Source organism: Pseudomonas sp. RU47 (assembly GCF_004011755.1).
Taxonomy (GTDB): domain Bacteria; phylum Pseudomonadota; class Gammaproteobacteria; order Pseudomonadales; family Pseudomonadaceae; genus Aquipseudomonas.
The window spans coordinates 1526189-1550842 of sequence record NZ_CP022411.1; the positions used below are offsets into that span (position 1 = coordinate 1526189).

Below are 24654 nucleotides of genomic sequence, written 5' to 3' on the forward strand. Positions count from 1 at the left end.
GACGCGCCAAGGTTCAACCCTGCTGCAAAACTTTCAGAGCCGCCGACGCCAGAAAACCCGAGCGGCTTTTTTCTTCCGGGTGATGCAACACATATTCATCAATGCGGTTGAGCAAGTGGCCCGGCAGGGTGATGTTGAGCTTTTGGGCCTTGCCCAAATACTTGAGCACATCGATATCCACCACGGCCCATGCACAACCGGCGTATTTCGGGTTGGCCACGTGCAGGCTCAGTTTGCTGGCCGCTGGAATGGGAGCGCCGTCGTCCGCGAGAATCTCGAAATGACCTTCGATGGCTTCGCGAGCCATGGCGACGGCATCGTCCAGATCCTCTCCGGCGGAAAAGCATCCAGGAATGTCCGGGACTTCTACACCCCAGGCGTGTTGGTCATCGCCAATTGAAATCGCAATCGGGTAGAGCATATTCGTTGTCCTCCATGGCGCAACTGACTCAGAGGGTCAAAGCAGCGCCTGCTGCAAAATACTGATGGCCGTTTTCTTCAGCAGATCTTTTTTCGGATGTGGCACGGTGACCAGTCCTGGTTTGGTCGGATGCTTGAAGTGATGGTGACTTCCTTTGATCCGTACCAGATACCAACCGTCTGCGACGAGTTGGCCGATTAGAAAACGGCTATTCACAACACCTCCCTGTGGTGTGTTTGGTGGGTACTATACCTATTGAGCTTTTATGATCAACACTATAACCACCGGACGGTCGTCGTCTCTGCTGTTAGATGGGGTGGCATAGCGCAGTTTAGGTAAGGCAGAAGCGATGGTGAGGTGGGTGTGTTACCGGGTTTTGCTTACGTTCATGTAGCGATCTTCCGCTGAAAAATAATGGAACACATCTTTTTCTGACATCACTGCTCGGACTGCTAACGTTGAACTCTAATGGGCGAAGGTCATGGACACTCAACGAGCCTGTTGAAAGGAAATCACCTCTCGATAAAGCCAGCGTAGCAATGCATGGACTTTGGCCATGTGATCGTCAGAAGGGAGTGAAACGGATGTCGACTCTAAAATTCAGCTATAGAGATGCAAAGGGCGATTTAAGTCAGCGGGAGCTGATTCAATGGTCAGAGAATTCGGTTTACATTCAAGGACGATCGGCCAGCGATACCTTTCCTAAAACCTATCGCAAGGATCGCATCATCGAAGTATTGCTTGGAGCTGAGCTGCTCTTAAATGAGGCCGCTCCTCCTTCTCCGAGGCTTCAGCACAATCGAAAGCCACCGGCGCTCGTTGCTTCAGAAGCCGCTTCGCAAAGGCCTGAACCGAAAATGTCACCGGGTAGGATCAATCAAATTCTTTTCACTGGATTCGCAGCTGCACAACGGGCTGAGCTTGAGCAAAAGGCACTGGAATATGGGTTGAAGGTCATGAGTACGGCAGGCAAGACGCTGACGTTTCTTTGCTATGGCGAAAATGCGGGGCCAACCAAAGTTTCCAAGGCGCTTGAGGCTGGAGCTTTCATCATCAACTCAGAGCAATTCTTGAATCTGGTCACAACGGGAGAAATCCCCTGAAGTCATCCCTGCGCTCAGCCTGCGCATTGAAACTGCACCAACCGCCGAATGCTTGTTACGTGCAACCAGCATCACCTCATTCTGCTTCTTGGGAGCTGCGGTCAGCACTTCACGGTAAACGCGCTTTTTTTTCGTGAGATTTCGCATTACGGATGAAGTCTGCGAATGGGCTCGCGTACTCCTCTTTGAATCCGATTGTCATGGAATTGCTCCGTCATTGATGCCAGGCATGGGCATCATTTCGTGCCTCGCATACTTCTCAAGGATTGTCGCTAGAGAGAAAAAAAGCGTACAGGTGGAGGGTGCATCTTCAACCTGCGGTGTGTTTCTGAATGGTTCTGCGCTGCCAAAGTGGCCAACCTCAAATCCCAGCCACAAAAAACCGGCTTTATAGGCCGGTTTTTTCTATCCCTGCATCCCCCGTCAAAAAACACAACGTGAGACCAAAATTTGAGTGGAGCGGGTAGAGGGAATCGAACCCTCGTCGGAAGCTTGGGAAGCTACTGTTCTACCATTAAACTATACCCGCTCAGAGCGGCTGACTTTGTACCAGACTCGGCCACGGATTTGAAGTTTTTCTTTTACTCATGAACGCTTTAAATCACTGAAATCGGTCAATCGCGGGCGAGCACTGCGGTGCGTAAAGCAAAATCCCAACCCCACAGCCTCGCTCGCGACGACTCTCTTTCAAATTGCCAATGCATGTTGATCCTGAACAAACGAGTAACGCGTTCGGCTGGTCTGCTGCGCCGGTTTCAGAAAGCCGAGCAGGGCGTTCTGGCTGTCGCGGCAGGCAGCCTTGTGTTCCATGTCGAGAAAGTGCCCGGTGGCTTGCAGCGTGGTAAACGTGCTCTGCGCCACGTGGTTGCCGAACAGGCGTGCGTCTTCGGCAGCGGTGTATTCGTCCCATTCGCCGTTGAGAAACAGCACCGGCACGTTGATCTTTTTCGCTGCATTCAGATAGCACTGCCGATCGCTGTGCAGCACGTCGCTGATGTGGAAGTGCATCTGCCCGTATTCGTGCTCTGCCAGGCTGCTGACGTGGCGATAGTTGAAGCGTTTGAACAACGACGGCAGGTGTTTGCCGATGGTGTTGTTGACCAGATGGCCGACACGGTCGCCGTCGCGTTGGCCGAGGTAGTCGACGCCGCGTTCGAGGTAATCGAGCATGTGCGCGTTGATCACTGGCGAGAACGAGCTGATCACCGCCCGTTCGATGCGCCGTGGCTGGTGGGCGAGGGCGACCAGGGTCGCGGCGCCGCCCCAGGAGAACGACAGCACGTGTTCGGCGGCGAAGTGGTCGATGAGCTCCAGCAGAATCTGCCCTTCGACGTCCTTCGTCAGATGTTTCTCGTGGCGGTTGTGGGCTTTTGACCGACCCGCGTAGGGCTGGTCGTAGCAGACCACGTTGAATTGCGGGTGCAGGTTTTTCACAGTCTGTGCAAACGACGCAGTCGTGGCCATCGAGCCGTTGACCAGGATGATGGTCTTTTCTGCGGCGTCTGCGCGATAGAACTCCGTGTAAACCCGATACTGACCCTGTATATCCAGCACAGCGATTTCTGGCCTCATGTCATAAGACTCCTGGCAAGCAAGCGGGTATGCGCGCAAATAGAGATTGCACGAGCTTTGTGACAGGTAGGCATACGCCTGGAATTTACTTGGCCCATGTCGATCCATGACTGCGGTCGACGGGTATTGTTATTGGCGGGCAGTCTGCCGGCTGAGGCGGAGCCTTGAAGGCTCTCTACCGGCAAAAAGTTTCTTGGATGTCTGTTGTGACTCATCGGTCACATTCTGGCCGACGTCCTGATTCAAGCAGGGGAGTCGGGATCGCGCAAGTGCCGTTGGTAAATTGTTCGACAACTTCTGCTGAGCGGTCGCCGGCTTAGAACAAATGAATCTCTTCGGTGCGCAAAGCGCGGTACTCGCCCGGTTTTAGCGCGTTATCGAGGTGTAGCAGGCCCATCGATTCGCGGTGTAGGCGCAGGACTTTGTTGTTGAAGAAACCAAACATGCGCTTCACCTGATGGTAACGCCCCTCGACGATGCTCAGCCGCGCCGAGCGTGGCCCGAGCAGCTCCAACTGCGCAGGCTGTGTGGTCAAGTCTTCGAAGGCGAAGTAGATGCCCTTGGCAAAAGTGGTCGCATATTCCGCGCCAATCTCTTGCTCGGTCTCGACGTAGTAGACCTTCGGCGCTTTGGTCTGCGGCTGGGTCAGGCGGCGTGACCACGCGCCGTCGTTGGTGATCAACATCAGCCCGGTGGTGTTGAAGTCCAGGCGTCCGGCGATGTGCAGGTCGTCCTTGTCCGGTTCATCGATCAGGTCGAGCACGGTCGGATGCTGCGGATCACGGGTGGCGCTGACACAGCCCGGCGGCTTGTGCAGCATGAAGTAGCGCGCCGGTTTGCCGACTTGTAGCACTTCGTCATCGACTTCGACGCGGCTGAACTCGAGCACTTCACTGTGCGGGTCGCTGACGACTTTTCCGTCAATCCGCACGCGCTTTTCCACCAGCAACAGGCGAACCTGCTGACGGTTGTAGCGGGGCAGGTTGCTGAGGAAACGGTCGACGCGCATGTTCAGTGTTCGATGAATGAAGGGCCGCGCATCTTACGGGATCGGCCGCTTGGCCGCTTGCAGTTGCGCCTCGACCTGCGCGCAACGCGGGCACAGGCAGGATTGGTTACGCAGCGCTGGCGGCAGCGCTTCAAGCACGGCCGGATCGATGCTCACGCCATAGCACCAGCATTCGCGGTCGGCGGTGCGCGGGTCGGCCAGGCTGCAATCGTTGCGGGCGCCGCAGGCCGGGCAAAGGTCGGGTTTAACGTCGGAATCAGGCATAAGTCGAGTGAGGCATTTCCACGCAGGTGCGGTTGCGGCCGGTTTGTTTGGCTCGGTACATCGCATGATCGGCCCGCGACAGCAGGCTGTGCAAGGTGTCATCGCGTTGCAGGGTGGTGGCGCCGATGCTCACCGTCAGATGGAGGCGGTGGCCGTCGTAGGCATATTCGTGTTGTTCGACGTGTTGGCGGATCTTCTCGGCAATTTTCTGACCGGTGTCGCCGTCGGTGTCCTTCAGCAACACGATAAATTCCTCGCCGCCCCAGCGGCAGACAATGTCGGCGTGGCGCAGGCAGCTTTGCAGATCGCGGGCAAAACCGATCAACACCTGATCACCGGCCATGTGCCCGTAAGTGTCGTTCAACACTTTGAAGTGATCGAGGTCGAGCAGCAACGCGGTCAGCGGTTTGGTCTCGCGCTGCGCTTCGTGCAGGGCTTGCGCGGCGAGAATGTCGAAGCCACGGCGATTGGGCAGTTCGGTGAGACTGTCGAGAATGGCCTGTGCCTGGATTTTGCTTTGGTAGCGTTTGATCACGCGGTTGAGCAGCGCCAGGACAATCAGCGTCACCAGCAGGCAGATCAGTAGGTTCAGGTACAGCGACTGACGGATTTCACTCAGGGCGCCGTCTTCGCGTTTATCGACAAACAGGTACCAGTTCAGCTCCGGGATAAACCGCACGTTGAGGAAATGCCCCTGACCGTGGGCGGAATATTCGTAGCTGCCGCTGTGCGGTTTCGGCAACTGGCTGACCAGACTTTTCATGCTCTCGAGTTCGCCGAGACTCTTGCCGATGTGCGCGCCTTCCGGACCGCCCTCGGCGCCGGTCAATACCAGTCGACCGAAGGTGTCGACGAAATACACGCTGCGTTGATAGCGCTGTTGATACTTGTCGATCAGCTTGATCACCGCGTCCACGGTCAGACCGACGCCGGCCGCACCGATGAAGCGGTTGTGATAGTCGTAAACCTTGTAGTTGATGAAGAAGGTCAGGTTGTCCTTGTTGGCCAGATCCGGGTCGACGTTGATCTCGTACGGATCCTTCATGTCGCGCACGCGGAAGTACCAGGCATCGCGCGGTTCATCGACCTTGACCTGCTTGAGCACGCCTTTGGCGTGGTAGTAGGTGTGCGTGCTGTTGGAGACGAAGAACGCGGTGTAGGCGCCGTAGTGGGTCATGACCTCGTCGAGGTAGCGGGTCATCTGCTCGGGATTCTGCTCGCCGTTGACCACCCAGTCGCGCATGAAGGTGTCGCGGGACATCATCGAGGAAATCAGGATCGGCCTGACGAGGTCTTTCTGGATTTCCGAGTACACCGTGTCGGACGTCAGCGGCAGCTCGGTGTTGACTATGTTGTCGCGGATCGACGCGCGGGAGGCGTAGTAGCTGAGCAACGACGTGGCGAGGAACCCGGCGCCGAGCAGGGCGATCAGCGTCAGGACCAGCGAGCGTTGCGAGTACAGGGGAGAACGAAGCGGCATGGCAGTTCCGTTGGCAGTGGCCCGATGGCATGCATTCTAGTGGGATGGCCGGGAAAAGACTGCGGGATTTATGCCTGAAATGGCGGGGGATATGACGTTGAGGGTGTGTCAGAAGGATAGCTCCCTCACCCCAGCCCTCTCCCGGAGGGAGAGGGAGCTAGATTGTGGTGATTTCAAAAATTGTGTTCGGCTCGGTATCACCGAATGGCAACTATCTTAAAGACACCCCGGTCAGTTCTCTCTCCCTCAGGAGTGAGGGCTGAATTGTGGTGATTTCAAAACCTGAGTTCGACGGGTTATCACTGAATGGCAATCCCCTCACAGACACCCCGGTCAGTCCCCTCTCCCTCTGGGAAAGGGCTTGGGTGAGGGTTGGTTTCTGGATCAGTTCCGAGTCTCAAGATACGCCCGCCAGCCCCCCAAATGGCTGATGTCCAGCGCACCCTCAAGACCATACGGCTCACAAATAAACCCGCTTTCCCAACGCCCATCCGCCAGTTGCACCTTGCCCAATCCAAGCGGCGCCGGAATCCCGGTGAGGAACGAGCCCAACTCACTGCTCGGCAATTCCCACACCTCCACCGCAATCGCCACACCGCCATCCTTCACTCGCACCATCCCCGGCCGCAATGGCGGGCCGCCAGCCAACGCGTGCAGTTGATAATCCGGCGAACTCAACGTCGTTTCCAGTAATCGGCCACTCCGCTGCGTCAGTTGCCAGTTCAACGCCAACCCTTGCAGATGCGCGCCACACACCACGATGCGGGCGCGATCGTTGCGCGCAACGTTCGCGGGCGTCGGCAGGGCCGGGTACTGCTGGCGCTGCAGCGCATCCGCCACGCTCAGCAGATATTGATCGGTGAACGCCCGGCCAAACAGCGTCACGCCCCACGGCAATCCATTGGCCATAAACCCGCTCGGCACGGCGACGGCGGTGTAGTCGAGCAGGTTCATGAAGTTGGTGTAGTAACCCAATTCGGAGTTGCGCAGCACCGGTTCGGCGTGCAGTTCGGCCAGCGTCACCGGGCGGCCGATGGTGGGTGTGAGCACGCAGTCGAGGCCTTCGAGGGCCTGATCGCACAGCGCTTTCAAAGCTTGCAGCCGATACTGCGCGCGGAAGGTCTGCACGCCCGTCACCGCCGGGGCCTTCGCCAGTACGGCGCGGATCACCGGTAAAACGGCCGCGGGATTTTTCTCCATCAACTCACCCGCCACGCTATAGCGCTCGGCAACCCACGGCCCTTCGTAAAGCAAACGCGCGGCTTCAAGGAATGGCGACAGGTCCAGTTCGATCGCTTCGCCACCCAAGGCCTTGAGTTGATCGATGGCGTCGCCGAACAACAGCGGCCCTTCGACGCAACCGAAAAACTCAAGATCCTGCGCACGCGGCACACCGAAACGAAATGCGCGTGGCGCACCAAACGCCGAGCCGTCATTCCACGATGGATTGCGGCGGCTGTACTCATCACGCGGATCAAGTTTCGCCGTCAACGCCAGCAACTGACTGGCTTCACGCGCCGTCGCGGTGAACGTGGTCACGCAATCCAGCGTGCGACACGCCGGTAGCACTCCAGCGGTGGAGATCAGCCCTTTGCTCGCTTTCAATCCAACCAGATTATTCAGCGCCGCCGGCACCCGACCGGAGCCTGCGGTATCGGTGCCCAAAGCAAAACTCGCCACGCCCAACGCCACCGCCAGCGACGATCCGGCGCTGGAGCCACCGGACGGATACTCCGTCAGCACGCTGTTCGGGCACGCGCCATACGGCGAGCGGCTGCCGTTGAGTCCCGTGGCAAATTGATCGAGATTGGTCTTGCCCAGCGGAATCGCACCCAACGCAATCAGCTGCTCGACGAGGGTCGCCGAGCGCTCCGGCACATAAGCAAAGTCCGGGCACGCGGCGGTGGTCGGTATGCCGGCCAGATCGATGTTGTCCTTGATCGCAAACGGCACGCCGTACAGCGGCAGGCTGTCGAGCTCGCGACCGTCGAGGGCGGCAAGGTAGGGCTCCAGTTCTGCGACGCTGAGCAGGTGGATGAACAGGTGATAATCCGGGTTCAGCGCGGCGGCTTTCTCGCGTAGTTTCAGCAGCAGTTGACGCGGTGTGGTATCGCCATTGCGATAGGCCTGGCGCAGTACATCGAGTTGCAGATTCATGAGTTGATCCTTATCCAATTGGCTTCAGTCGAGTTCCAGCACCACGACCCGTTGTCCGGCACGCACCGCCGAACCGGGCTGCACGCGAATCTCGCGCACCAGCCCGGCCAGCGGCGCGAGTACCGGGATTTCCATTTTCATCGACTCGAGAATCACCAGCACGTCGCCTGCTGCGACGCGACTGCCGACCTCGACCTGCACCTGCCAGAGATTGCCAGCAATGTGGCTGTCGACGCTGTGTTCACCCTCGGCCAATGGCGCGTCTTCGGCGGATGGCGCCACGGCTTCTTCGCTGTCGAAATGCGCCTGACCGCTGGCGATCCAGCGTTCGCGCTCGGCATTGAATGCGCCTTGTTGCTGAGCACGAAACGCGCTGATGCTCTCGGCTTCACGATTGAGAAACGCCTGATACTCGGCGAGGTTGAGTTGGCTGTGTTCGATGTTCAGATCGAAGCGGCCCAGCGGAAAATCGCGGCGGATGCGCAGCAGTTCTTCGGCGCTGACCGGATAGAAGCGAATCTGATCGAAGAAGCGCAGCAGCCACGGTTTGCCGTCGAACGCGGCGACTTCGCGATAGCGGTTCCACATCTGCAAGGTGCGCCCGACAAACTGATAACCGCCCGGGCCTTCCATGCCGTACACGCACAGGTAGGCGCCACCGATGCCTACCGAGTTTTCGGCGGTCCAGGTGCGTGCCGGGTTGTATTTGGTAGTCACCAAACGATGGCGCGGGTCGAGCGGTGTGGCCACCGGCGCACCGAGATAGACATCGCCGAGCCCCATCACCAGATAGCTTGCATCGAATACCGTGCGCTGCACTTCGTCGAGGTTCGGCAGGTCGTTGATACGGCGGATGAAATCCAGATTGCTCGGGCACCACGGCGCGTCCTTGCGCACGGTGGTCATGTATTTCTCGATGGCCAACTGGCAGGCCGGGTCGTCCCAGGACAGCGGCAAATGGACGATGCGTGACGGTACTTGCAGGTCGTTGGCGGCGCACACCGCGTCCCATTCGCCGGCGACGATGCCGAGCAGATCGGCGAGTGGCAGCTGCTCGGGCTGGTAGTGGATTTGCAGCGAGCGGATACCGGGGGTGAGGTCGATCACGCCGTGCAGGGATTTGCTTTCCAGTGCCTGCATGAGGGCGTGGGCGCGGAAGCGCAGGACGAGATTGAGTTCAGGCTCGCCGATTTCCAACAGTAAATGAGTATCGCCAGAAACCCGCGCAACAAGCCGCACATCCCCCTGACCCAACTCCAACACCACAGGTGACGTCAAACCCTGTGGGAGCGAGCCTGCTCGCGAATGCGCTGGGTCATTCAATACTGATGTGTCTGAAATATCGCCTTCGCGAGCAGGCTCGCTCCCACAGGGGAGATCCCATTTCAGGGCGAGATCGCGGGCGGTTTCGAGATTGACCGGGATGAACTGGATTTTGTCGCCCGCCTTGAGCTGTCCAAGCTGCCACAGATCCGCTTCGATCACCGTCACCGGGCAAACAAAACCGCCCAGGCTCGGACCATCCGGGCCGAGAATCACCGGCATGTCGCCGGTGAAATCCACCGCGCCGATCGCATACGGATTGTCGTGAATATTCGATGGATGCAATCCGGCCTCGCCACCGTCGGCCCGCACCCATTCCGGCTTCGGCCCGATCAGGCGAACACCGGTGCGGCTGGAGTTGAAATGCACTTCCCACTGAGTTTCAAAAAAAGTGCCGATATAATTTTCGGTGAAATATTCCGGCGCAGCGTGCGGGCCGTAAATCACCCGAATCTGCCGCACCGCCGGCAACTCGCAAATGTGCTGGAGTGCCAGTTGTTGACCGCTGCTACGGTCAGTCAGCGCAGGGATATGCAACACATCCCCGGCACGCAACGCCCGCCCGCCATGCCCACCAAACTGGCCAAGGGTGAAGGTGCTTTTACTGCCCAGATAATCCGGCACCTGCAAACCACCGCGCAGGCACAGATAACTGCGTGCCCCGGCGCAGCTGATGCTGCCCAGATGCAACGTCGCGCCCGCCGGGATCAGCAGCGCGGTGTTCATCGGCACGCTTGTGCCTTCAAGCGTCAAGGCAATCGGCGCGCCGGTCACCGCGATCACTGCTGCACAGTTGAAGCGCAGCAACGGCCCGCTCATGGTGATTTCCAGCGCCGCCGCGCCTTCAGCATTGCCGAGCAAGCGATTGCCCAGACGCAATGCGCGGCTGTCCATCGGCCCCGACGGCGGCACACCAACGGCCCAATAACCGAGGCGGCCAGGATAGTCCTGCACGCTGGTTTGTGTGCCGGCGCTGAGCACTTCGAAAGTGTTGGCGCGATAAACCAGACCTTCCAGACAACGGGTCCACGGCTCACCGCTGGCGAACGGAGTGTCGAGGAGAATCTGCCGCAGGTAATCGCGGTTGGTTTCCACGCCGTACAACAGACTGCCGCCTAACGCTTGATGCAACTCGGCGCGCGCCTGTTCACGGGTCGGCGCCCAGGTGATGAGCTTGGCGATCATCGGATCGAAATACGGCGGAATCTCGCAGCCGGCCTCGACCCAGGTATCGATGCGCAACTGAATACCGTTGGCCAGGGGGAATTCCACCGCCGTCAGCAGACCTGGGCTCGGCTGGAAGTCGCGCCCCGGATCCTCCGCGTACAGCCGCGCCTGAATCGCATGGCCTTCAGGTTTCAGCTGGCGATACAACTCGCTCAGCGGCGGCAGATCACCGGCGGCCAGCTCAACCATCCAGCGCACCAGATCCACCCCCCAGACCTGTTCGGTCACACCATGCTCCACCTGCAGCCTGGTGTTCACTTCGAGAAAATAGAAGCGCTGCGCCTCGCTGTCGAAAACGAATTCCACCGTGCCGGCGCTGCGATAACTCACGGCTTTCGCCAGTTTGATCGCCGCCGCGCACAGCTCATCAGCCATGCCGCCCGGCAGGTTCGGCGCCGGGGTTTCTTCGAGGACTTTCTGATTGCGCCGCTGCACCGAGCAGTCGCGCACGCCGAGGGCGATGACCTCACCGCGACCGTCGCCGAACACCTGCACTTCCAGATGCCGGGCGCGCTGGATGTATTTTTCGATGAACACCCCGGCGTCGCTGAAGTTGTTCTGACCGAGACGTTTTACCGCGTCGAACGATTCGCTCAATTCGCTGGCGCTGCGACACACGCGCATGCCGATGCCGCCACCGCCAGCGGTGCTTTTCAGCATCACCGGGTAGCCGACCTGTTCGCCTGCGATCAGTGCGGCGTCGAGGCTGTCGAGCAGTTCGGTGCCTTCGAGCATGGGCACGCCGTGCTGTTTGGCCAGCGCGCGGGCGGTGTGCTTGAGGCCGAACACGCGAAGTTGCTCCGGCGTCGGGCCGATGAAGGCGATGTTCTGCGCTTCACAGGCTTCGGCGAACGCAGCGTTTTCCGAGAGAAATCCGTAGCCGGGATGGATCGCCGTGGCGCCGCTTTGTTTGGCAATGGCGAGGATCGTTTCGACGGCCAGATAAGTGCCGGCAGCAGCGCCTTCACCGAGGCTGTGCGCTTCATCGGCGTGCAGGATGTGCAGGCTGGCGGCGTCGGCTTCGGAATACACCGCCACACCTTTGACCTGCAGTGCAGCGAGGGTGCGCAGGATGCGGCAGGCGATGGCGCCACGGTTGGCGATGAGGACTTTTTCGAACATGGCATAACCCCTGAAGGGGAAGCGGGCCGTCCCGCTGTTTTTCGACAGACATCCGGGCCGTCCCGGATGAAAAAACCACTTCACTCAAACCCATCACAACCCCCCTGTGGGAGCGAGCCTGCTCGCGAAGGCGGTGGATCAGCCACATCAATGCTGTATGACACACCGCATTCGCGAGCAGGCTCGCTCCCACAGGGTTTAGGGGTGTTTGGGGGATTTCAGGCACTGCCCGGAGCGCGCCTGGCACAGTGCGAAAAGCCAACGGCGCAGTCGATTTAAATTCAGTTCCATACCAGCAGCTCCGCAGGTGTCGGGTTATAGGCGTTGCACGGGTTGTTCAACTGCGGACAGTTGGAAATCAACACGATGACATCCATCTCCGCACGCAAATCAACGTACTTGCCCGGCGCAGAAATCCCGTCCTCGAAGGTCAGCCCGCCATCCGCCGTGACCGGCACATTCATGAAGAAATTGATGTTCGGTCCGATGTCACCTTTACCCAGTCGCCCGTCATGGGCGCAGGCGCGCAGGTAGTTGTCGCGGCAGCTGTGCATGTAGCGTTTCTCCAGGGCGTAGCGCACGGTGTTGCTCTCTTGCGCGCACGCGCCGCCGAGGGTGTCGTGGCGTCCGCAAGTGTCGGCGACGATGGTCAGCATCGCGTGGCCGAGGTTGGAATACAGCACGCTGCCGGTGCTCAGGTAGACGCTGTTCTGCCGTCGCAAGGTGCGCTGCACGTCGTAGCGTTCCTTGGGATTGGCGAGGCTGTAGAACAACGTATCGACGGCCTGATTGCCTTCCAGGTCGAGGATGCGCAGGGTCTGGCCAGCCTTGACCTCCATCAGCCAGGGTTCACCGGCCGGGATCGTGGCGCGGTACACCGCTGTGTCGGGTTGGTTTTGCGAAGTGGCGATAGCAACTGACATGGCAGCGATCCTCAGGCGAACAAACGGTCGGTGTTGATAAAGCCGCGCTCATTTTCCGGGCGCGAGGTGCGGCAGTGTTCGGCGACGCTGGCGTCGGCGTTCATCCAGCTCAGCTTCAGCGGTTTTGGCGCGTATTCCGGCGCCGGATCCATCGGGTGTTGCAGCGCGGTGAGCACCACCAGCGTGTCCATCGGCGCGTACAACTCGATGTAATCGCCAGCCTTGGAATTGCCCTCGACGAAGTGGAAACGCCCGGTCTCATCGACGTTCACGCGGCTGAACAGATTGAGCGTCATCAGCAGATCGGACAGGCCCAGCCCCCACTTGCCGAGCTCCACCAGCAGGTTGTCGGTGCCGTTGCGGAAGAAGCCGTTGCGCAGTTCCTGATAGCGGCCCTGGCCGTACTTTTGTGCAACTTCTTCGGCGCAGAGCACGCCGCCGAGGCTGTCGCTCCAGCCGCAGGTGTCGGCGGTGATTGCGGCGAGTACGCGGCCCATGTCCGAGTACAGGCAATGGCCGGCGGTGAGCTTGGCGGTGTGTTGGCATTTGAGGCTGTCGGGCAGGTTCAGCCGTTCGGTTTTTTCATTGGCGTTGAGCAGGGTCAGGCTGACGTTGGCGCCGCCGCGCAGATCGGTCAGGCGCAGCAATTGGCCGCGCTTCAGCACGAACGAACGGTGGCCGCCGCCGGGGAGCATTTCTTCGGCGAACGGTGGAAATAGTTGGGTCGAATCGGTCATCGGTTTATTCATCGGAGCAGTCCTCTCAAGCGGTGCGAAGGGCGCCTGCCAGTGGCAACGGCAGGGCGTCGACGGCGGCGCGTTGGGCGCGGCGGTCGCTGTTCAAAGGGATGTCGTAGGTGATGCGCGCGCCATAGGCGCCGGGGGCGTGCGGGTCGAGGCGAACCTTGTCGAACACCAGCAGACGCGTGCCGAGGCTGAAGCCTTCGGACAGATCATGGGTGACCATGAACACCGTCAGTTTCGTCTCGCGCCACAACTCCAGCAGCAACGCGTGCATGTCTTTGCGGATGCCCGGATCGAGCGCGCCGAACGGTTCGTCGAGCAGCAACACCCGTGGTTTCATGATCAGCGCCTGGGCTATCGCCAAGCGTTGCTGCATCCCGCCAGACAGTTGCGCCGGGTATTTATCCAGCGCATGGCCGAGGCCGACTTTGTCCAGCAACGCCGCTGCCTGTTCGCGTGCCTCACGTTTGGCGCTGCCGAACAACCGCCCCAGCAACGGCGCACGCGGCAATTCAAGGCCGAGGGCGACGTTGTCGAGCACGCTCAAATGCGGGAACACCGAGTAGCGCTGAAACACTACGCCACGGCTGGCATCCGGTTCGCTGGCCAGCGGTTGACCGTCGAGCAGGATCTCGCCGCGACTCGCCGTTTCCTGACCGAGCAGCAGGCGCAGGAAGGTCGATTTGCCGCAACCGGACGCGCCGACCAAAGTGCAGAACTCGCCCTCGTTGACGCTCAGGTTCAAGCCTTCCAGCACCACCTGATCGGCGTATTGCTGCCAGACGTTTTTTACCGTGATGAAGCTCATTTGGCCGCCCCCTCATACCAAGGGAATGCGCGACGAGTCAGATGTTTCAGGCCCCAATCCATCAGCCAGGCGAGGAGGGTGATCCACACCACGTACGGCAGGATCACGTCCATCGCCAGATAACGCCGCACCAGAAAAATCCGGTAGCCGAGACCGTCGGTGGAGGCGATCGCTTCAGCGGCAATCAGGAACAACCACGCCGAACCGAGCATCAGCCGCAACGAGATCAACAAACGCGGCAGCAGTTGCGGCAGCACCACGCGCAGCATCAGCGTCCAGGTCGAGGCGCCGAGGGTCTGCGCCTTGATCAGCAGTTCGACGGGGATTTCCCGCGCGCGCTGTTCCAGATCGCGAGCGAGGGCAGGGGTGATGCCGATCACGATCAGCATGACTTTCGACAACTCGCCCAAACCGAAAACGATGAACAGAATCGGCAGGATCGCCAAGGGCGGCACCATCGACAGCACCGTCAACAGTGGCGACAAAGGTGCACCGAACAGCGGCAGCGTGCCGGCGGCGATGCCCAGGCACAGCCCGGCCAGCGCAGCAATACCGAGGCCGATGGCCAGGCGTCGCAGACTCGACGCGGTGTCTTGCCATAACAGGTAGTCACCGGTGCGGCTGTCGGCATTGAAGGCCAGACGTTTCACCGCGTCGGTCATCTGCACGGCGCTGGGCAGCAGTTTGTCGTTGGGGTTGTCCGCCAGGCGCTCGGCCGAGCCCATGAAGTAGGCGAACAGCAGCAGGGCGAACGGCAGGATCACCAGCAACAGGCGACTGGGGCGATCCGGGTGGCGATTGATCAGGCGCATGGCCAAATCCTCCGTGGCTTACAGCTTGGCGTCGGCGGCCATCTGCACGTAGGTCGGATCGAAACGCAGCTTGAGGTTGCCGGTATCACCACTGGTCACGCCGTTGGCGAACGCCATGCCGACCGCGCTGGTGTCTTTCGCGCCTTCGCCGAGCAAGCCATGCTGAAACGAAAACTCGGCGACTTTGCGCATGGTTTCCGGCAGTTGTTTGCTGGTGGCGAAACTCAGCGCTTCGCTCGGTGTGGCGAACAGTTTGGTGGTGTCGAGTTGCGCCTGGAATCCCGCCAGATCAGTGCCTGAGGCCTTGGCCATGTGTTCCAGTGCGGCTTTGCTTGCAGCGTTCTTGGCGTTCATCAGCTCGACTACTTCGAACCACGCCCCGGTCAGGGCTTTGCCCAGCGCCGGGTTGTCTTTGAGGGTGGTGCTGTTGACCACCATCATGTCCATGATCTCGCCGGGAATCTGGCTGGAGTTGAACACTTCGGTCACGCCCGGTTTGGCCTTGATGTCCGAGAGCATCGGGTTCCAGGTCGTCACGGCGTTGACTTGTGCGGTGTTGAACGCAGCGGAGATGTCGGCGTCGGAAGTGTTGACCACTTTCAGGTCTTTCTCGGTCAGGTCGACCGAATCCAGCGCGCGGGCCAGCAGGTAGTGCGAAACCGACAGCTCGACCAGATTGACGTCCATGCCCTTGAGGTCGGCGACTTTCTTGCCGTCGCCCTTGAGGACGATGCCGTCGTTGCCGTTGGAGAAGTCGCTGACGATCAGCGCGGTGCTGTCGACGCCGCCGGCGGCTGGAATGGTCAGTGCGTCCATGTTGGTCATGGTGCAGCCGTCGAACTGGCCGGCGGTGTACTGGTTGATCGATTCGACGTAGTCATTGAGCTGTACGACGTCGATCTTGATGCCGTACTTCTTCGCCCATTTGTCGACAATGCCCTGGCTGCCGGCGTATTCCCATGGCATCCAGCCGGCATAAATCGTCCAGCACACGCTGAAGTGATCTTTCTGGGCGGCGGGGGCTTGGCTGCTGATGAGCGCGGCGAACGCGGCGGCGAGCAGGGCGGGCAAACGTAGTCGGGTCATGGTGGGTTCTCCAGTTGATCAAGGGCGGACAGGAAGGCAACGCGGCACCGCGAACGGTGGCTTGTCTCCCGGGCTTTTGTCCCGCCGTGTAACCTCAACTGGAGGTCGCCAACTCTCGGACCAGCCACTCGCGATTGCGAGCCGGAACCCTAGTCAGCCATTGCAAATTGTGGTGCCGCGAACCTGTGATGACTCCTGCACGGGTTTGCTAAAGCGAGACGCGTGCCAAGTCGCGTCAGGCGCTCTGGCACGGGCGCGCGGGTTGCTTAGGGGTGGCGGCGCGGGCGCTGAGGCGCTTTGTGTTGGTGCGCGGCTGCACCGTGATGCAGCGTGTTTGCCGCTGATCCGATGGTTTGCGCCGTTGGCATCGAGGCGGTTACGGACGGGGTTATCACGGCGGCGGATATCACCATGGGCACCACTAATCAGCGGCTGAATGATGGCGTTTTTGCGGATGAACAAGGTTTCATAGAGCACTTGTTTCAACTTGTTGCAGGGACGCACCAGATGCCGAAAACGCTGTCTGATTTTTCGACAGTCAGCGATTAAATGACTGTCGCCTGCCAGCGTCGCTGGTGTGGCCAACCCGCGGTCCAGGAGGCCGCCATGTATAGACGAATTCTTCTGCTTGCTGCGTTGATGTTTTCCGTTACCGGTTGCGTCCCGTACTCCTACGCTGACTCGTACTACAGCTCAGAGGTCTACACATCACCCGCACCGGCCTACTACAACACAGGCGGCACGTATTACAACGGTGGCAGCAGGTATTACGCGCAACCACGCTATTACCAGCCAGCACCGCGGTACTACCAGCAACCGCGCTATTACCAATCGGCGCCGCGTTACTATCAACCGGCCCCGCGTCACTACGAAAGCCGTCGCTGGCACGGCAATGATCGAGGACGCTGGGATGGCCACCGTCGCGGCGGTTGGGATAACGATCACCGCGGTCGTGGCAACTACGACCGACACAGCGGACGTGGCGACCACAACGGGCGTGGCAACCGCTGGTAATCACCCGCCAACAGAAAGCGGCGCATAAAGCGCCGCTTTTTTTGTGCCCGGATTTTAATACTGCGTCAAATCCGCCAACGGATGCCGCCCCTCCCAAACCTTGTGAAAGTGCGCCTCCACCACTGCATCCGGCACAGTGTTGATGTCCGGCCAATGCCAGTGCGGCTTCTGATCCTTGTCAATCAAGCGCGCGCGAACCCCTTCGCTGAACTCCGGATGCCGGCAGCAATTAAGACTCAAGGTGTATTCCATCTGAAAGACTTCGGCCAGCGACATATGCCGGGCGCGGATGATCTGTTCCCAGACCAGATGCGCGGTCAGTGGCGAGCCTTCGCTCATGGTTTTCGCCGCCCGCGCGATCAACGGATCGCTGCTGTCGCGTTGCAGGCCGATGGCTTTCCAGGCGCAGGTGACGTCGCTGACATCGAGCAATTCGTCGATCTGCTGCCGCCGTGGCAACCATTGCGCCTCGGGCATCTGCGCCACGGCCTCTTGCTGCAAAGCCTTGAGCAGGCTGTTGAGTTGCACGTCGGTCTGTTCCTGCCAATTGAGCTGCAGCAGGCCTTCGATCAGTTGCGGCTGCTGTTCATCGAGCAGGAAGCGGTCAGCCAGATCGAGATCGATCGCATCACGACCGTTCATGTGCGCGCCGGTCAGGCCCAGAAACAAACCGAGCTTGCCCGGCAGCCGGGCGAGAAACCAACTGGCGCCGACGTCCGGATACAAACCAATGCTGATTTCCGGCATCGCCAGACGGCTGCTCGGCGTAACAATCCGCGTACTGGCGCCTTGCAACAGGCCCATGCCACCACCGAGCACGTAACCATGGCCCCAGCAGATCAGCGGTTTCGGATAGGTGTGCAGGCTGTAATCCAGGCGATATTCCGCGCTGAAAAACTGCGCGGCCAGCGGTGGTACTTCGCCGGGGTGAGCGCGACAGGCTTCCACCAGGCTGCGCACCTCGCCGCCAGCGCAGAACGCTTTGGCGCCATTTCCGCGCAGCAGCACGCAGACGATTTGCGCATCCTTGGCCCAGGCGTTCAGTTTGTCGCTGAGGGCGTTGATCATCGGCAGGGACAGCGCGTTCAGCGACTTTTCAGCATCCAGGCTGGCGATACCGATGCGGGCGCCGTCGGTGCCGGTGAGTTCTTCGAAGTGCAGATTCATCGTGACCTCGATCGGGAATTTGAACGATCAGTATGATCGTTGTGTGGGAAAGTGCCGGATCTGCGTCAGATCAATTGACAAGCGTGGCCGGCTTTCCTAGGGTTCGCCCCATTGTTTTTGCCGGGTATGACCATGACTGCTGACGACCGTATCAAACTCGAACCGAGCTGGAAGGAGGCACTGCGTGCTGAGTTCGACCAGCCTTACATGGCAGAGTTGCGCCAGTTTCTGCAGCAGGAGCGGGCGGCCGGCAAGGAAATCTATCCGCCGGGACCGATGATTTTCAACGCACTGAATTCGACGCCGCTGGATAAGGTGAAGGTGGTGATCCTCGGCCAGGACCCGTATCACGGCCCGGGCCAGGCCCATGGTTTGTGCTTTTCGGTGCAGCCGGGCGTGCCGGCGCCGCCGTCGCTGGTCAACATCTACAAAGAGTTGAAACGCGATCTGAACATCGACATTCCCAATCACGGTTACCTGCAGAGCTGGGCCGATCAGGGCGTGCTGATGATCAACACGACCATGACCGTCGAGCGCGCCAACGCCAATGCGCACAAGGACAAGGGCTGGCAGTTTTTCACCGACCGGATCATTGAACTGGTCAGCGAACGGCAGCCGCACCTGGTGTTCATGCTCTGGGGCGCCCATGCGCAGAGCAAGCAGAAGCTGATCGACGCGACCAAGCATCTGGTGCTGACGTCGGTGCATCCGTCGCCGCTGTCGGCGTATCGCGGGTTTTTGGGTTGTGGGCATTTCAGCCGGACCAACAAGTTTCTCGAGCAGAATGGCGAGACGCCGATCGAGTGGCGTTTGCCGCCGATTTGATGCGCTGACTGAGCCGGCCCCTTCGCGAGCAGGCTCGCTCCCACAGGTTCTTGTGGTTGCCACAGATTGTGCGCACACCTCAAAACCCTGTGGGAGCGAGCCTGCTCGCGAAAAGGGCGACGCGGTCTTACTCCGGATTACGATTCCAGTACTTGAACAACGGCTCCGCCAGAAACAGCACAAACAGCAGCCGCATCACCTGCATCGCTGTCACCAGCGGTACTGAGAGTTGCAGCGTCTCCGCCGTCAGACTCATTTCGGCGATCCCGCCGGGCATCATGCCCAGTGTCAGCGAACGCAGATCCAGATGGGTCAGCGCGCTCAACCCCGACGCTGCCAGTGTCGCGATCAACATGGTCAACGCCGTGCCGATCAACGTCCGCCCCATGAATGAAGGCGCGCGGCGGAAGAACTGCCGGTTGAAATGGCACCCCAAACCGCTGCCAATCAACCACTGGCCAATCTGACTGCCGCCATTGGGCAAGCCAATGTGCAAATCCCAGCCAATGCTCACCGCCGCACTCACCAGCAACGGCCCGAACAGCCACGGATTGGGTTGGCGCAAACGCTGCCAGAGCCACGCGAGCAAACCGCCCGCCGGAAACAGAATCGCCAGCCAGCGCCAATCGACGCTGCCAGCGTGGGAAATCGGTGTGCCATCACCCAGCAGATACTTGAACGCCGCCGGCACACACAGCACCACCACCAACACCCGCAAGCTCTGTCCCGCCGCGACGTGGCTGAGCATCGCGCCGTTACGCGCGCCAAGGTTGACCATCTCCCCGGAACCGCCGGGCATGCTGGAGAAAAACGCTGTCGCGCGATCTTCACCGGTACGGCGCATCAACCATACGCCGACCACCGCCGAGACACTGGTGACCAGCGCCCCAAAGAAGATCAAACCGAAATGACTGAGCACCTGCTCCATCACTACCGGGGTGAAGTGCAGGCCGATGCCGATGCCGACGATCCACTGGCCGCATTTGCGGCCGCCAGGGATTTCCGTGAGTTGCCACGGGGTCAGGCAACGCACGAGGATGATCGCCAGCAACGAGCCGACCATCCACGGCAGTGGCCAGCCGATCTGGCTGGCGAGGTAACCGCCCAGCAGACCGACCAGCGGGGTTCCCCACCAGGATTTCAGTGAGGCGCGATCAAACATCGGCAATGGCGCGACGCGCGACCGAACGTTTGCGCCAGATGCGCAGCAGCGGCATCAGCAGCATGATCGCGGTTAGCACCCAGACACCGAAGGTGATCGGGCTCGACCAGAGGATTTCCAGTGCACCGTTGGAAATCGACAGCGCCCGACGCAGGTTCTGCTCCATCAGGCCACCGAGGATGAAGCCCAGCAGCACCGGCGACAACGGGAAGTCGAGCTTGCGCAGGATGTAACCGAAGATGCCGATGCCGACCATCAGGAACAGGTCGAACGTGGTGGCGTGCACCGCGTAGACGCCGATCCCGGTGATGATCGCGATTACCGGCACCAGTGCCCAGTTTGGTACCGCGAGGATGCGGGTGAAGATGCGGATCATCGGGATGTTGAGGATCACCAGCATGATGTTGGCGATGAACAACGAGGCGATCAGCCCCCAGACGATGTCCGGTTGTTGCTGAAACAGCAGCGGGCCCGGAGTGATGTTGTACAGCGACAGGGCGCCGATCATCACCGCCGTGGTGCCCGAACCTGGCACGCCGAGGGTCAGCATTGGCACCAGCGCACCGCAGGCCGAAGCACCGATGGCAGTTTCCGGCGCGGCGAGGCCACGGGCGTCACCCTGACCGAATTTGCCACTGGCACCGGCGATGCGTTTTTCGGTCATGTAAGCCACGGCGCTGGCCAGCGTCGCGCCGGCACCCGGCAACACGCCCATGATGAAACCGAGCAGACCGCATCGGATGTTCACCACGAACACCGACGACGCTTCCTTGAAGTTGAACATCATCCGCCCGGTCGCTTTCACCGCTTCCTGGCCGCGATGGGTTTTCTCCAGCAGCAACAGAATTTCACTGACCGAGAACAGGCCCAACACCAGCACGACGAATTGAATGCCGTCGGTCAGGTGAATGTTGTCGCCGGTGAAACGGTACACGCCGCTGTTGGCGTCGATGCCGACGCTCGACAGGAACAGGCCGATCAATGCCGCGATAAAGGTTTTCAACGGTCGATCCCCGGCCATGCCGCCGAGACAAACAATCGCAAACACCATCAGCACGAAATATTCCGCAGGCCCGAAGGCTATCGCCCATTTCGCCAGCAACGGCGCGAACAGGACCATGCCGCAGGTGGCGATAAACGCGCCGATAAACGAACTCCACGCCGACAACGACAGCGCCACACCGGCCAGACCTTTACGGGCCATCGGGTAACCGTCGAGGGTGGTCATCACGGTCGATGCTTCGCCGGGAATGTTCAGCAGGATCGAGCTGATCCGGCCACCGTATTCGCAGCCCAGATACACCGCTGCCAACAGGATCAATGCCGACTCTGGCGGCAGACCGAGGGCGAAAGCGATCGGGATCAGCAAGGCCACGCCGTTGATCGGGCCAAGGCCCGGCAGCAGGCCGACGACGGTGCCGATCAGTGTGCCGGTCAGGGCCGTGACCAGGTTGTACGGGCTCAGCGCGACGCCGAAGCCTTGACCCAAATAACCGAGGGTATCCATATCAGTTCTCCAGCACGTCGAGCAGGCCAAGGGGCAGCGGAACGTCCATCACACGGTCGAACAGCAGGTACAGACCGATGGCCATCAGCGTTGTCACCACGATGCTCGGCATCCAGCGACCGCCATACAGGCGCGCCATCGGAATGCCGATGAGGATGCTGCTGAGGATGAAACCCAGCGGTTCGAACAGACCGGCGAACACCAGCAGCAGTGCGACGCAAATGGCGATCTTGGTCAGGGTTTCGCGATCCAGTGGCGGCTCGTCATCGCTGTGCTTGATCGGCGCCGGGCGAAACACCATGTACAGCAGCGCCGCGCCCATCAGGCCGAGCATCAGCAGCGGGAAGGCGCGCGGGCCGACCGGTTCGTAGGAAAAAGCCGCTTGGTACGGCCACGCCATCAATGCCAGGCCGGCGCAAACCAGCAACAGCACGGAGGCGAAAATGCGTTGAATAAGCATGGGAGCTCCTGTGCCGCGTCCCCGCAATCGGGAACGCAGCCGCTAGACAGAGGCGATCACTGGATTAGGCCGAACTCTTTGGCCAGCACTTTGTAGTCCGCAACCTGCTTCTTCACGTAGGTGTCCAGCTCCGGGCCGGTCATGGCGAAAGGGAACAGTTCACGCTGATCGCGCAGCGTGGCGAACTCATCGGAGGCCAGCAGTTTGTCGAACGAGTCTTTCCACCAGGCGTAGTCTTCATCGCTGACTTTTGGCCCGAGGTAGAAGCCGCGCACCACCGGCCAGACGATGTCGTAGCCTTGCTCGCGAGCGGTCGGAATGTCTTTCATTTCCGGCTCGTCGAGACGCTTGTCGGCAAACACCGCGAGCAAGCGCATGTCGCCACTCTGGATGTGCGGCATGGAGTCGGAAATGTCGGTACTGCCGACCTGAATGTGACCGCCGAGCAGGGCCGTGGCGATTTCACCGCCACCTTCAAGCGCAACGTAACGCAGGTCGCGCGGGTTGATCCCGGCAGCCTTGGCGATCAGTGCGGTTTGCATCCAGTCCTGGCTGCCAACGGTGCCGCCGGAACCGATCACCACGGAGCTTGGATCTTTCTTCAGTGCCTGAACGAGATCGTCGAGGGTCTTGTAGGGCGAATCGCTTTTCACCGCGATGGCGCCGTAGCTCGTGCCTACCGCTGCCAACCAGCGGACGTTGGTCTCATCGAAGCGACCGAACTTGCCCTGCGCCAGGTTCAACAGCGAACCGCTCGACCACGCCACCAGCGTACCGGCATCGGCCGGACGCTGCGCAACCACGGCGTTGTAGGCCACTGCACCGACACCACCGGGCATGTAGGTCACACGCATCGGTTTGCTCAGCAGTTTCTGATTGACCAGTGCGCTCTGCACCAGTTTGCAGGTCAGGTCGAAACCACCGCCGGGGGAGGCCGGGGCGATACATTCCGGACGTTTCGGTTCGGCCATCAGTTGGCCGGCAAACAGGATGCAACTGGCGGCCAGTGCAACTTTACGCAGTGACAGGTTCATTCGATTCTCCACGGGCATTGTTGTTATTCGACGTGTTTTTCTTCAGCAGGCCATTACCACAACGCAACGCTATAGCTCACCAGCAAACGCACTTCGTCTGCATCGCGAGCCGAGTAGTTGGAGCGGTAAGTGGCATTACGCAAACGCACGGCGACATCCTTCAAGGCGCCGCTTTGTACTACATATTTGATCTCGGTGTTGCGTTCCCACTCTTTGCCTTCTTCGCCGTTCTTGAGCTTGATGTTGTCACCGCTCAAGTAGCGGCTCATGAAACTCAGGCCTGGAATGCCGAGCCTGGCGAAGTCGAAATCATAGCGAGCCTGCCAGGAGCGCTCTTCAGCACCGGCGAAATCATTGATCTGCACGAAGTTGACCAGATACGGGTCGCTGCCATCGACATACGGGAAGGCGCTGTCGCCGGACATGTGCTGATAACCGGCGCTGAACTTGTGGCCGCTCAGCGCATAGCTGACCAGACCGTTGAGCGAGCGGTTGTCGATCTCGCCGCCACGGGCTGCGCCTTGGTCATCACTGACGGCAAAACGCAGGTCGGTGGCAAAAGTACCTGGCCCCATCGGACGCGAGGCGACCAGACCGAAGAAATGCTGGTTGTAGACTTCGTCGAGTTGGGCGAAGTGGTAACTGCCGGTGATCTTGTCGGTGAACTTGTAGTCCACGCCGCCAAAGTCGAAGTGTTTACCGGCCGCGGTACCAGCGAAACGGCTGTTCTTGTTGTTCAGGGCGATGTCTTCGAAATCGGTGCTGTCGCGATCCTTGGCTTTCTCCAGTCGACCACCGGTGAAGGTCAGGTTCTTGATCTCTTTGGAGGTCAGCAAGCCACCTTCAAAGGTCTGCGGCAGGATGCGCCCGTCGTTGGGTTTGAGGATCGGCAGTTCAGGAATCAGGCTGCCGATTTTAAGTTCGGTGGCAGAGATTTTTACTTTGCCGGTCAGGCCGACTTTCGAGTATTCATCCGCCGCGCGTCCATCATCGTGGGTCGGCAGCAGGCCGGTGCCGGTGCGGTCCGGGCTCGAATCCAGTTTTACTCCGAGCATGCCCAACGCATCGACACCGAATCCCACGGTGCCGTCGGTGTAACCCGATTGCAGATTGAGCATGAAACCCTGGGCCCATTCGTCACGCTTGGATTGCTGGGCGCTGGTGCCATCGCGAAAGTCGCGGTTGAAATACATGTTGCGGGTTTCGAAGGTGGCGCTGCTGTCTTCAATGAAGTCGGCAAAACTCAACGGCGAAAAACCGGCAAGGGCGGCGGCACTGACGAGGGCGGTGTGGCTGAAACGGGAAGGGCGAACAGGCGTGGACGCCTGAGGCTGCATGGACGGCATGCGGGTGTACTCCGTTTATTGTTCTTATTGGTCGAAAACGCTTCATGGCGTTTTTCGTTACGCTGTGTGGCATCAGCGACGGCAGTCGG

At 60.1% G+C, this 24654-nt stretch carries 23 protein-coding genes, 1 tRNA gene and 1 riboswitch; of the genes, 4 read left to right on the plus strand and 20 right to left on the minus strand.

The genetic code is table 11. The features are described from left to right. Positions 1-13: 13 nt before the first annotated feature. Positions 14-421, minus strand: coding sequence for a type II toxin-antitoxin system HicB family antitoxin (locus CCX46_RS06955; protein WP_127926175.1), 408 nt, complete (start codon positions 419-421; stop codon positions 14-16). Positions 422-457: 36 nt separating this feature from the next. Continuing rightward, entirely contained in the window at positions 458-637 is a 180-nt protein-coding gene (locus tag CCX46_RS06960; protein WP_095049193.1) for a type II toxin-antitoxin system HicA family toxin, read from the minus strand. A gap of 368 nt (positions 638-1005) precedes the next feature. Between CCX46_RS06960 and CCX46_RS06965 the strand changes: the two genes are divergently transcribed. After that, the gene (locus CCX46_RS06965) at positions 1006-1524 is read left to right on the plus strand and encodes a BRCT domain-containing protein (protein WP_127926176.1); all 519 of its coding nucleotides are present in this window, start codon (positions 1006-1008) and stop codon (positions 1522-1524) included. A 455-nt stretch (positions 1525-1979) separates the two neighbouring features. Here the strand turns inward: CCX46_RS06965 and CCX46_RS06975 are convergent. The 12 genes from CCX46_RS06975 to CCX46_RS07030 all read right to left on the minus strand — a co-directional run bounded on the left by CCX46_RS06975 (position 1980) and on the right by CCX46_RS07030 (position 16050). Beyond that, positions 1980-2053: transfer RNA gene (locus tag CCX46_RS06975), tRNA-Gly, on the minus strand. Positions 2054-2211: 158 nt separating this feature from the next. After that, entirely contained in the window at positions 2212-3096 is an 885-nt protein-coding gene (locus CCX46_RS06980) for an alpha/beta fold hydrolase (RefSeq protein WP_064119706.1), read from the minus strand. Positions 3097-3412: 316 nt separating this feature from the next. Beyond that, positions 3413-4105 carry a pseudouridine synthase gene (locus tag CCX46_RS06985; protein ID WP_127926177.1) on the minus strand — a complete coding sequence of 231 codons (693 nt, stop codon included), beginning with the start codon at positions 4103-4105 and terminating at the stop codon, positions 3413-3415. Between the two features lie 33 nt (positions 4106-4138). After that, positions 4139-4369 carry a cysteine-rich CWC family protein gene (locus CCX46_RS06990; protein ID WP_127926178.1) on the minus strand — a complete coding sequence of 77 codons (231 nt, stop codon included), beginning with the start codon at positions 4367-4369 and terminating at the stop codon, positions 4139-4141. Beyond that, positions 4362-5849 carry a sensor domain-containing diguanylate cyclase gene (locus CCX46_RS06995; RefSeq protein ID WP_127926179.1) on the minus strand — a complete coding sequence of 496 codons (1488 nt, stop codon included), beginning with the start codon at positions 5847-5849 and terminating at the stop codon, positions 4362-4364. Before CCX46_RS06995 ends, CCX46_RS06990 begins: the two co-directional genes overlap by 8 nt. A 384-nt stretch (positions 5850-6233) precedes the next feature. Beyond that, complete coding sequence (gene atzF, locus CCX46_RS07000; protein WP_127926180.1) at positions 6234-8006, minus strand: allophanate hydrolase; 1773 nt, start codon at positions 8004-8006, stop codon at positions 6234-6236. Positions 8007-8030: 24 nt separating this feature from the next. Then, complete coding sequence (uca, locus tag CCX46_RS07005; protein ID WP_127926181.1) at positions 8031-11678, minus strand: urea carboxylase; 3648 nt, start codon at positions 11676-11678, stop codon at positions 8031-8033. Positions 11679-11959: 281 nt separating this feature from the next. Further along, positions 11960-12601: an urea amidolyase associated protein UAAP2 gene (locus tag CCX46_RS07010; protein WP_127926182.1), complete on the minus strand. Its 642-nt coding sequence runs from the start codon at positions 12599-12601 to the stop codon at positions 11960-11962. Positions 12602-12612: 11 nt separating this feature from the next. Continuing rightward, on the minus strand, positions 12613-13338 hold the full coding sequence (locus CCX46_RS07015; protein WP_127930363.1) for an urea amidolyase associated protein UAAP1: 726 nt from the start codon (positions 13336-13338) through the stop codon (positions 12613-12615). Between the two features lie 25 nt (positions 13339-13363). Further along, on the minus strand, positions 13364-14152 hold the full coding sequence (locus CCX46_RS07020; protein ID WP_127926183.1) for an ABC transporter ATP-binding protein: 789 nt from the start codon (positions 14150-14152) through the stop codon (positions 13364-13366). Next, positions 14149-14964 carry an ABC transporter permease gene (locus CCX46_RS07025; RefSeq protein ID WP_127926184.1) on the minus strand — a complete coding sequence of 272 codons (816 nt, stop codon included), beginning with the start codon at positions 14962-14964 and terminating at the stop codon, positions 14149-14151. The genes CCX46_RS07020 and CCX46_RS07025 overlap by 4 nt, the downstream gene beginning before the upstream one ends. 18 nt (positions 14965-14982) lie before the next feature. Then, entirely contained in the window at positions 14983-16050 is a 1068-nt protein-coding gene (locus tag CCX46_RS07030; RefSeq protein WP_127926185.1) for a putative urea ABC transporter substrate-binding protein, read from the minus strand. A gap of 63 nt (positions 16051-16113) precedes the next feature. After that, positions 16114-16214, minus strand: a riboswitch (guanidine-I (ykkC/yxkD leader). Between the two features lie 166 nt (positions 16215-16380). On the opposite strand from CCX46_RS07030, the gene CCX46_RS07035 reads away from it, so the two are divergent. Together CCX46_RS07035 and CCX46_RS07040 are read left to right on the plus strand one after the other, a co-directional pair. Next, the gene (locus CCX46_RS07035) at positions 16381-16599 is read left to right on the plus strand and encodes a hypothetical protein (RefSeq protein WP_127926186.1); all 219 of its coding nucleotides are present in this window, start codon (positions 16381-16383) and stop codon (positions 16597-16599) included. Between the two features lie 57 nt (positions 16600-16656). Beyond that, on the plus strand, positions 16657-17064 hold the full coding sequence (locus tag CCX46_RS07040; protein ID WP_127926187.1) for a hypothetical protein: 408 nt from the start codon (positions 16657-16659) through the stop codon (positions 17062-17064). Positions 17065-17118: 54 nt separating this feature from the next. Here the strand turns inward: CCX46_RS07040 and CCX46_RS07045 are convergent, their stop codons facing one another. Next, positions 17119-18231 (minus strand): enoyl-CoA hydratase/isomerase family protein, encoded by a 1113-nt coding sequence (locus CCX46_RS07045; protein WP_127926188.1) that lies wholly within the window; start codon positions 18229-18231, stop codon positions 17119-17121. A 132-nt stretch (positions 18232-18363) separates the two neighbouring features. On the opposite strand from CCX46_RS07045, the gene ung reads away from it, so the two are divergent. After that, positions 18364-19056, plus strand: coding sequence for a uracil-DNA glycosylase (gene ung / locus CCX46_RS07050; RefSeq protein ID WP_007911441.1), 693 nt, complete (start codon positions 18364-18366; stop codon positions 19054-19056). Between the two features lie 127 nt (positions 19057-19183). Here ung and CCX46_RS07055 read toward each other — a convergent pair whose 3' ends face one another. Genes CCX46_RS07055 through CCX46_RS07075 form a run of 5 tightly spaced genes read right to left on the minus strand, consistent with a single transcriptional unit; the run spans position 19184 to position 24565 of the window. Further along, the gene (locus CCX46_RS07055; protein WP_127926189.1) at positions 19184-20218 is read right to left on the minus strand and encodes an AbrB family transcriptional regulator; all 1035 of its coding nucleotides are present in this window, start codon (positions 20216-20218) and stop codon (positions 19184-19186) included. Further along, entirely contained in the window at positions 20211-21725 is a 1515-nt protein-coding gene (locus tag CCX46_RS07060) for a tripartite tricarboxylate transporter permease (RefSeq protein WP_007911435.1), read from the minus strand. Before CCX46_RS07060 ends, CCX46_RS07055 begins: the two co-directional genes overlap by 8 nt. A 1-nt stretch (position 21726) precedes the next feature. After that, positions 21727-22185 carry a tripartite tricarboxylate transporter TctB family protein gene (locus CCX46_RS07065; protein WP_095119119.1) on the minus strand — a complete coding sequence of 153 codons (459 nt, stop codon included), beginning with the start codon at positions 22183-22185 and terminating at the stop codon, positions 21727-21729. A gap of 56 nt (positions 22186-22241) precedes the next feature. Then, the gene (locus CCX46_RS07070) at positions 22242-23219 is read right to left on the minus strand and encodes a Bug family tripartite tricarboxylate transporter substrate binding protein (RefSeq protein ID WP_095119118.1); all 978 of its coding nucleotides are present in this window, start codon (positions 23217-23219) and stop codon (positions 22242-22244) included. A gap of 53 nt (positions 23220-23272) precedes the next feature. Beyond that, positions 23273-24565 carry an OprD family porin gene (locus CCX46_RS07075; protein ID WP_127926190.1) on the minus strand — a complete coding sequence of 431 codons (1293 nt, stop codon included), beginning with the start codon at positions 24563-24565 and terminating at the stop codon, positions 23273-23275. Between the last annotated feature and the right edge of the window lie 89 nt (positions 24566-24654).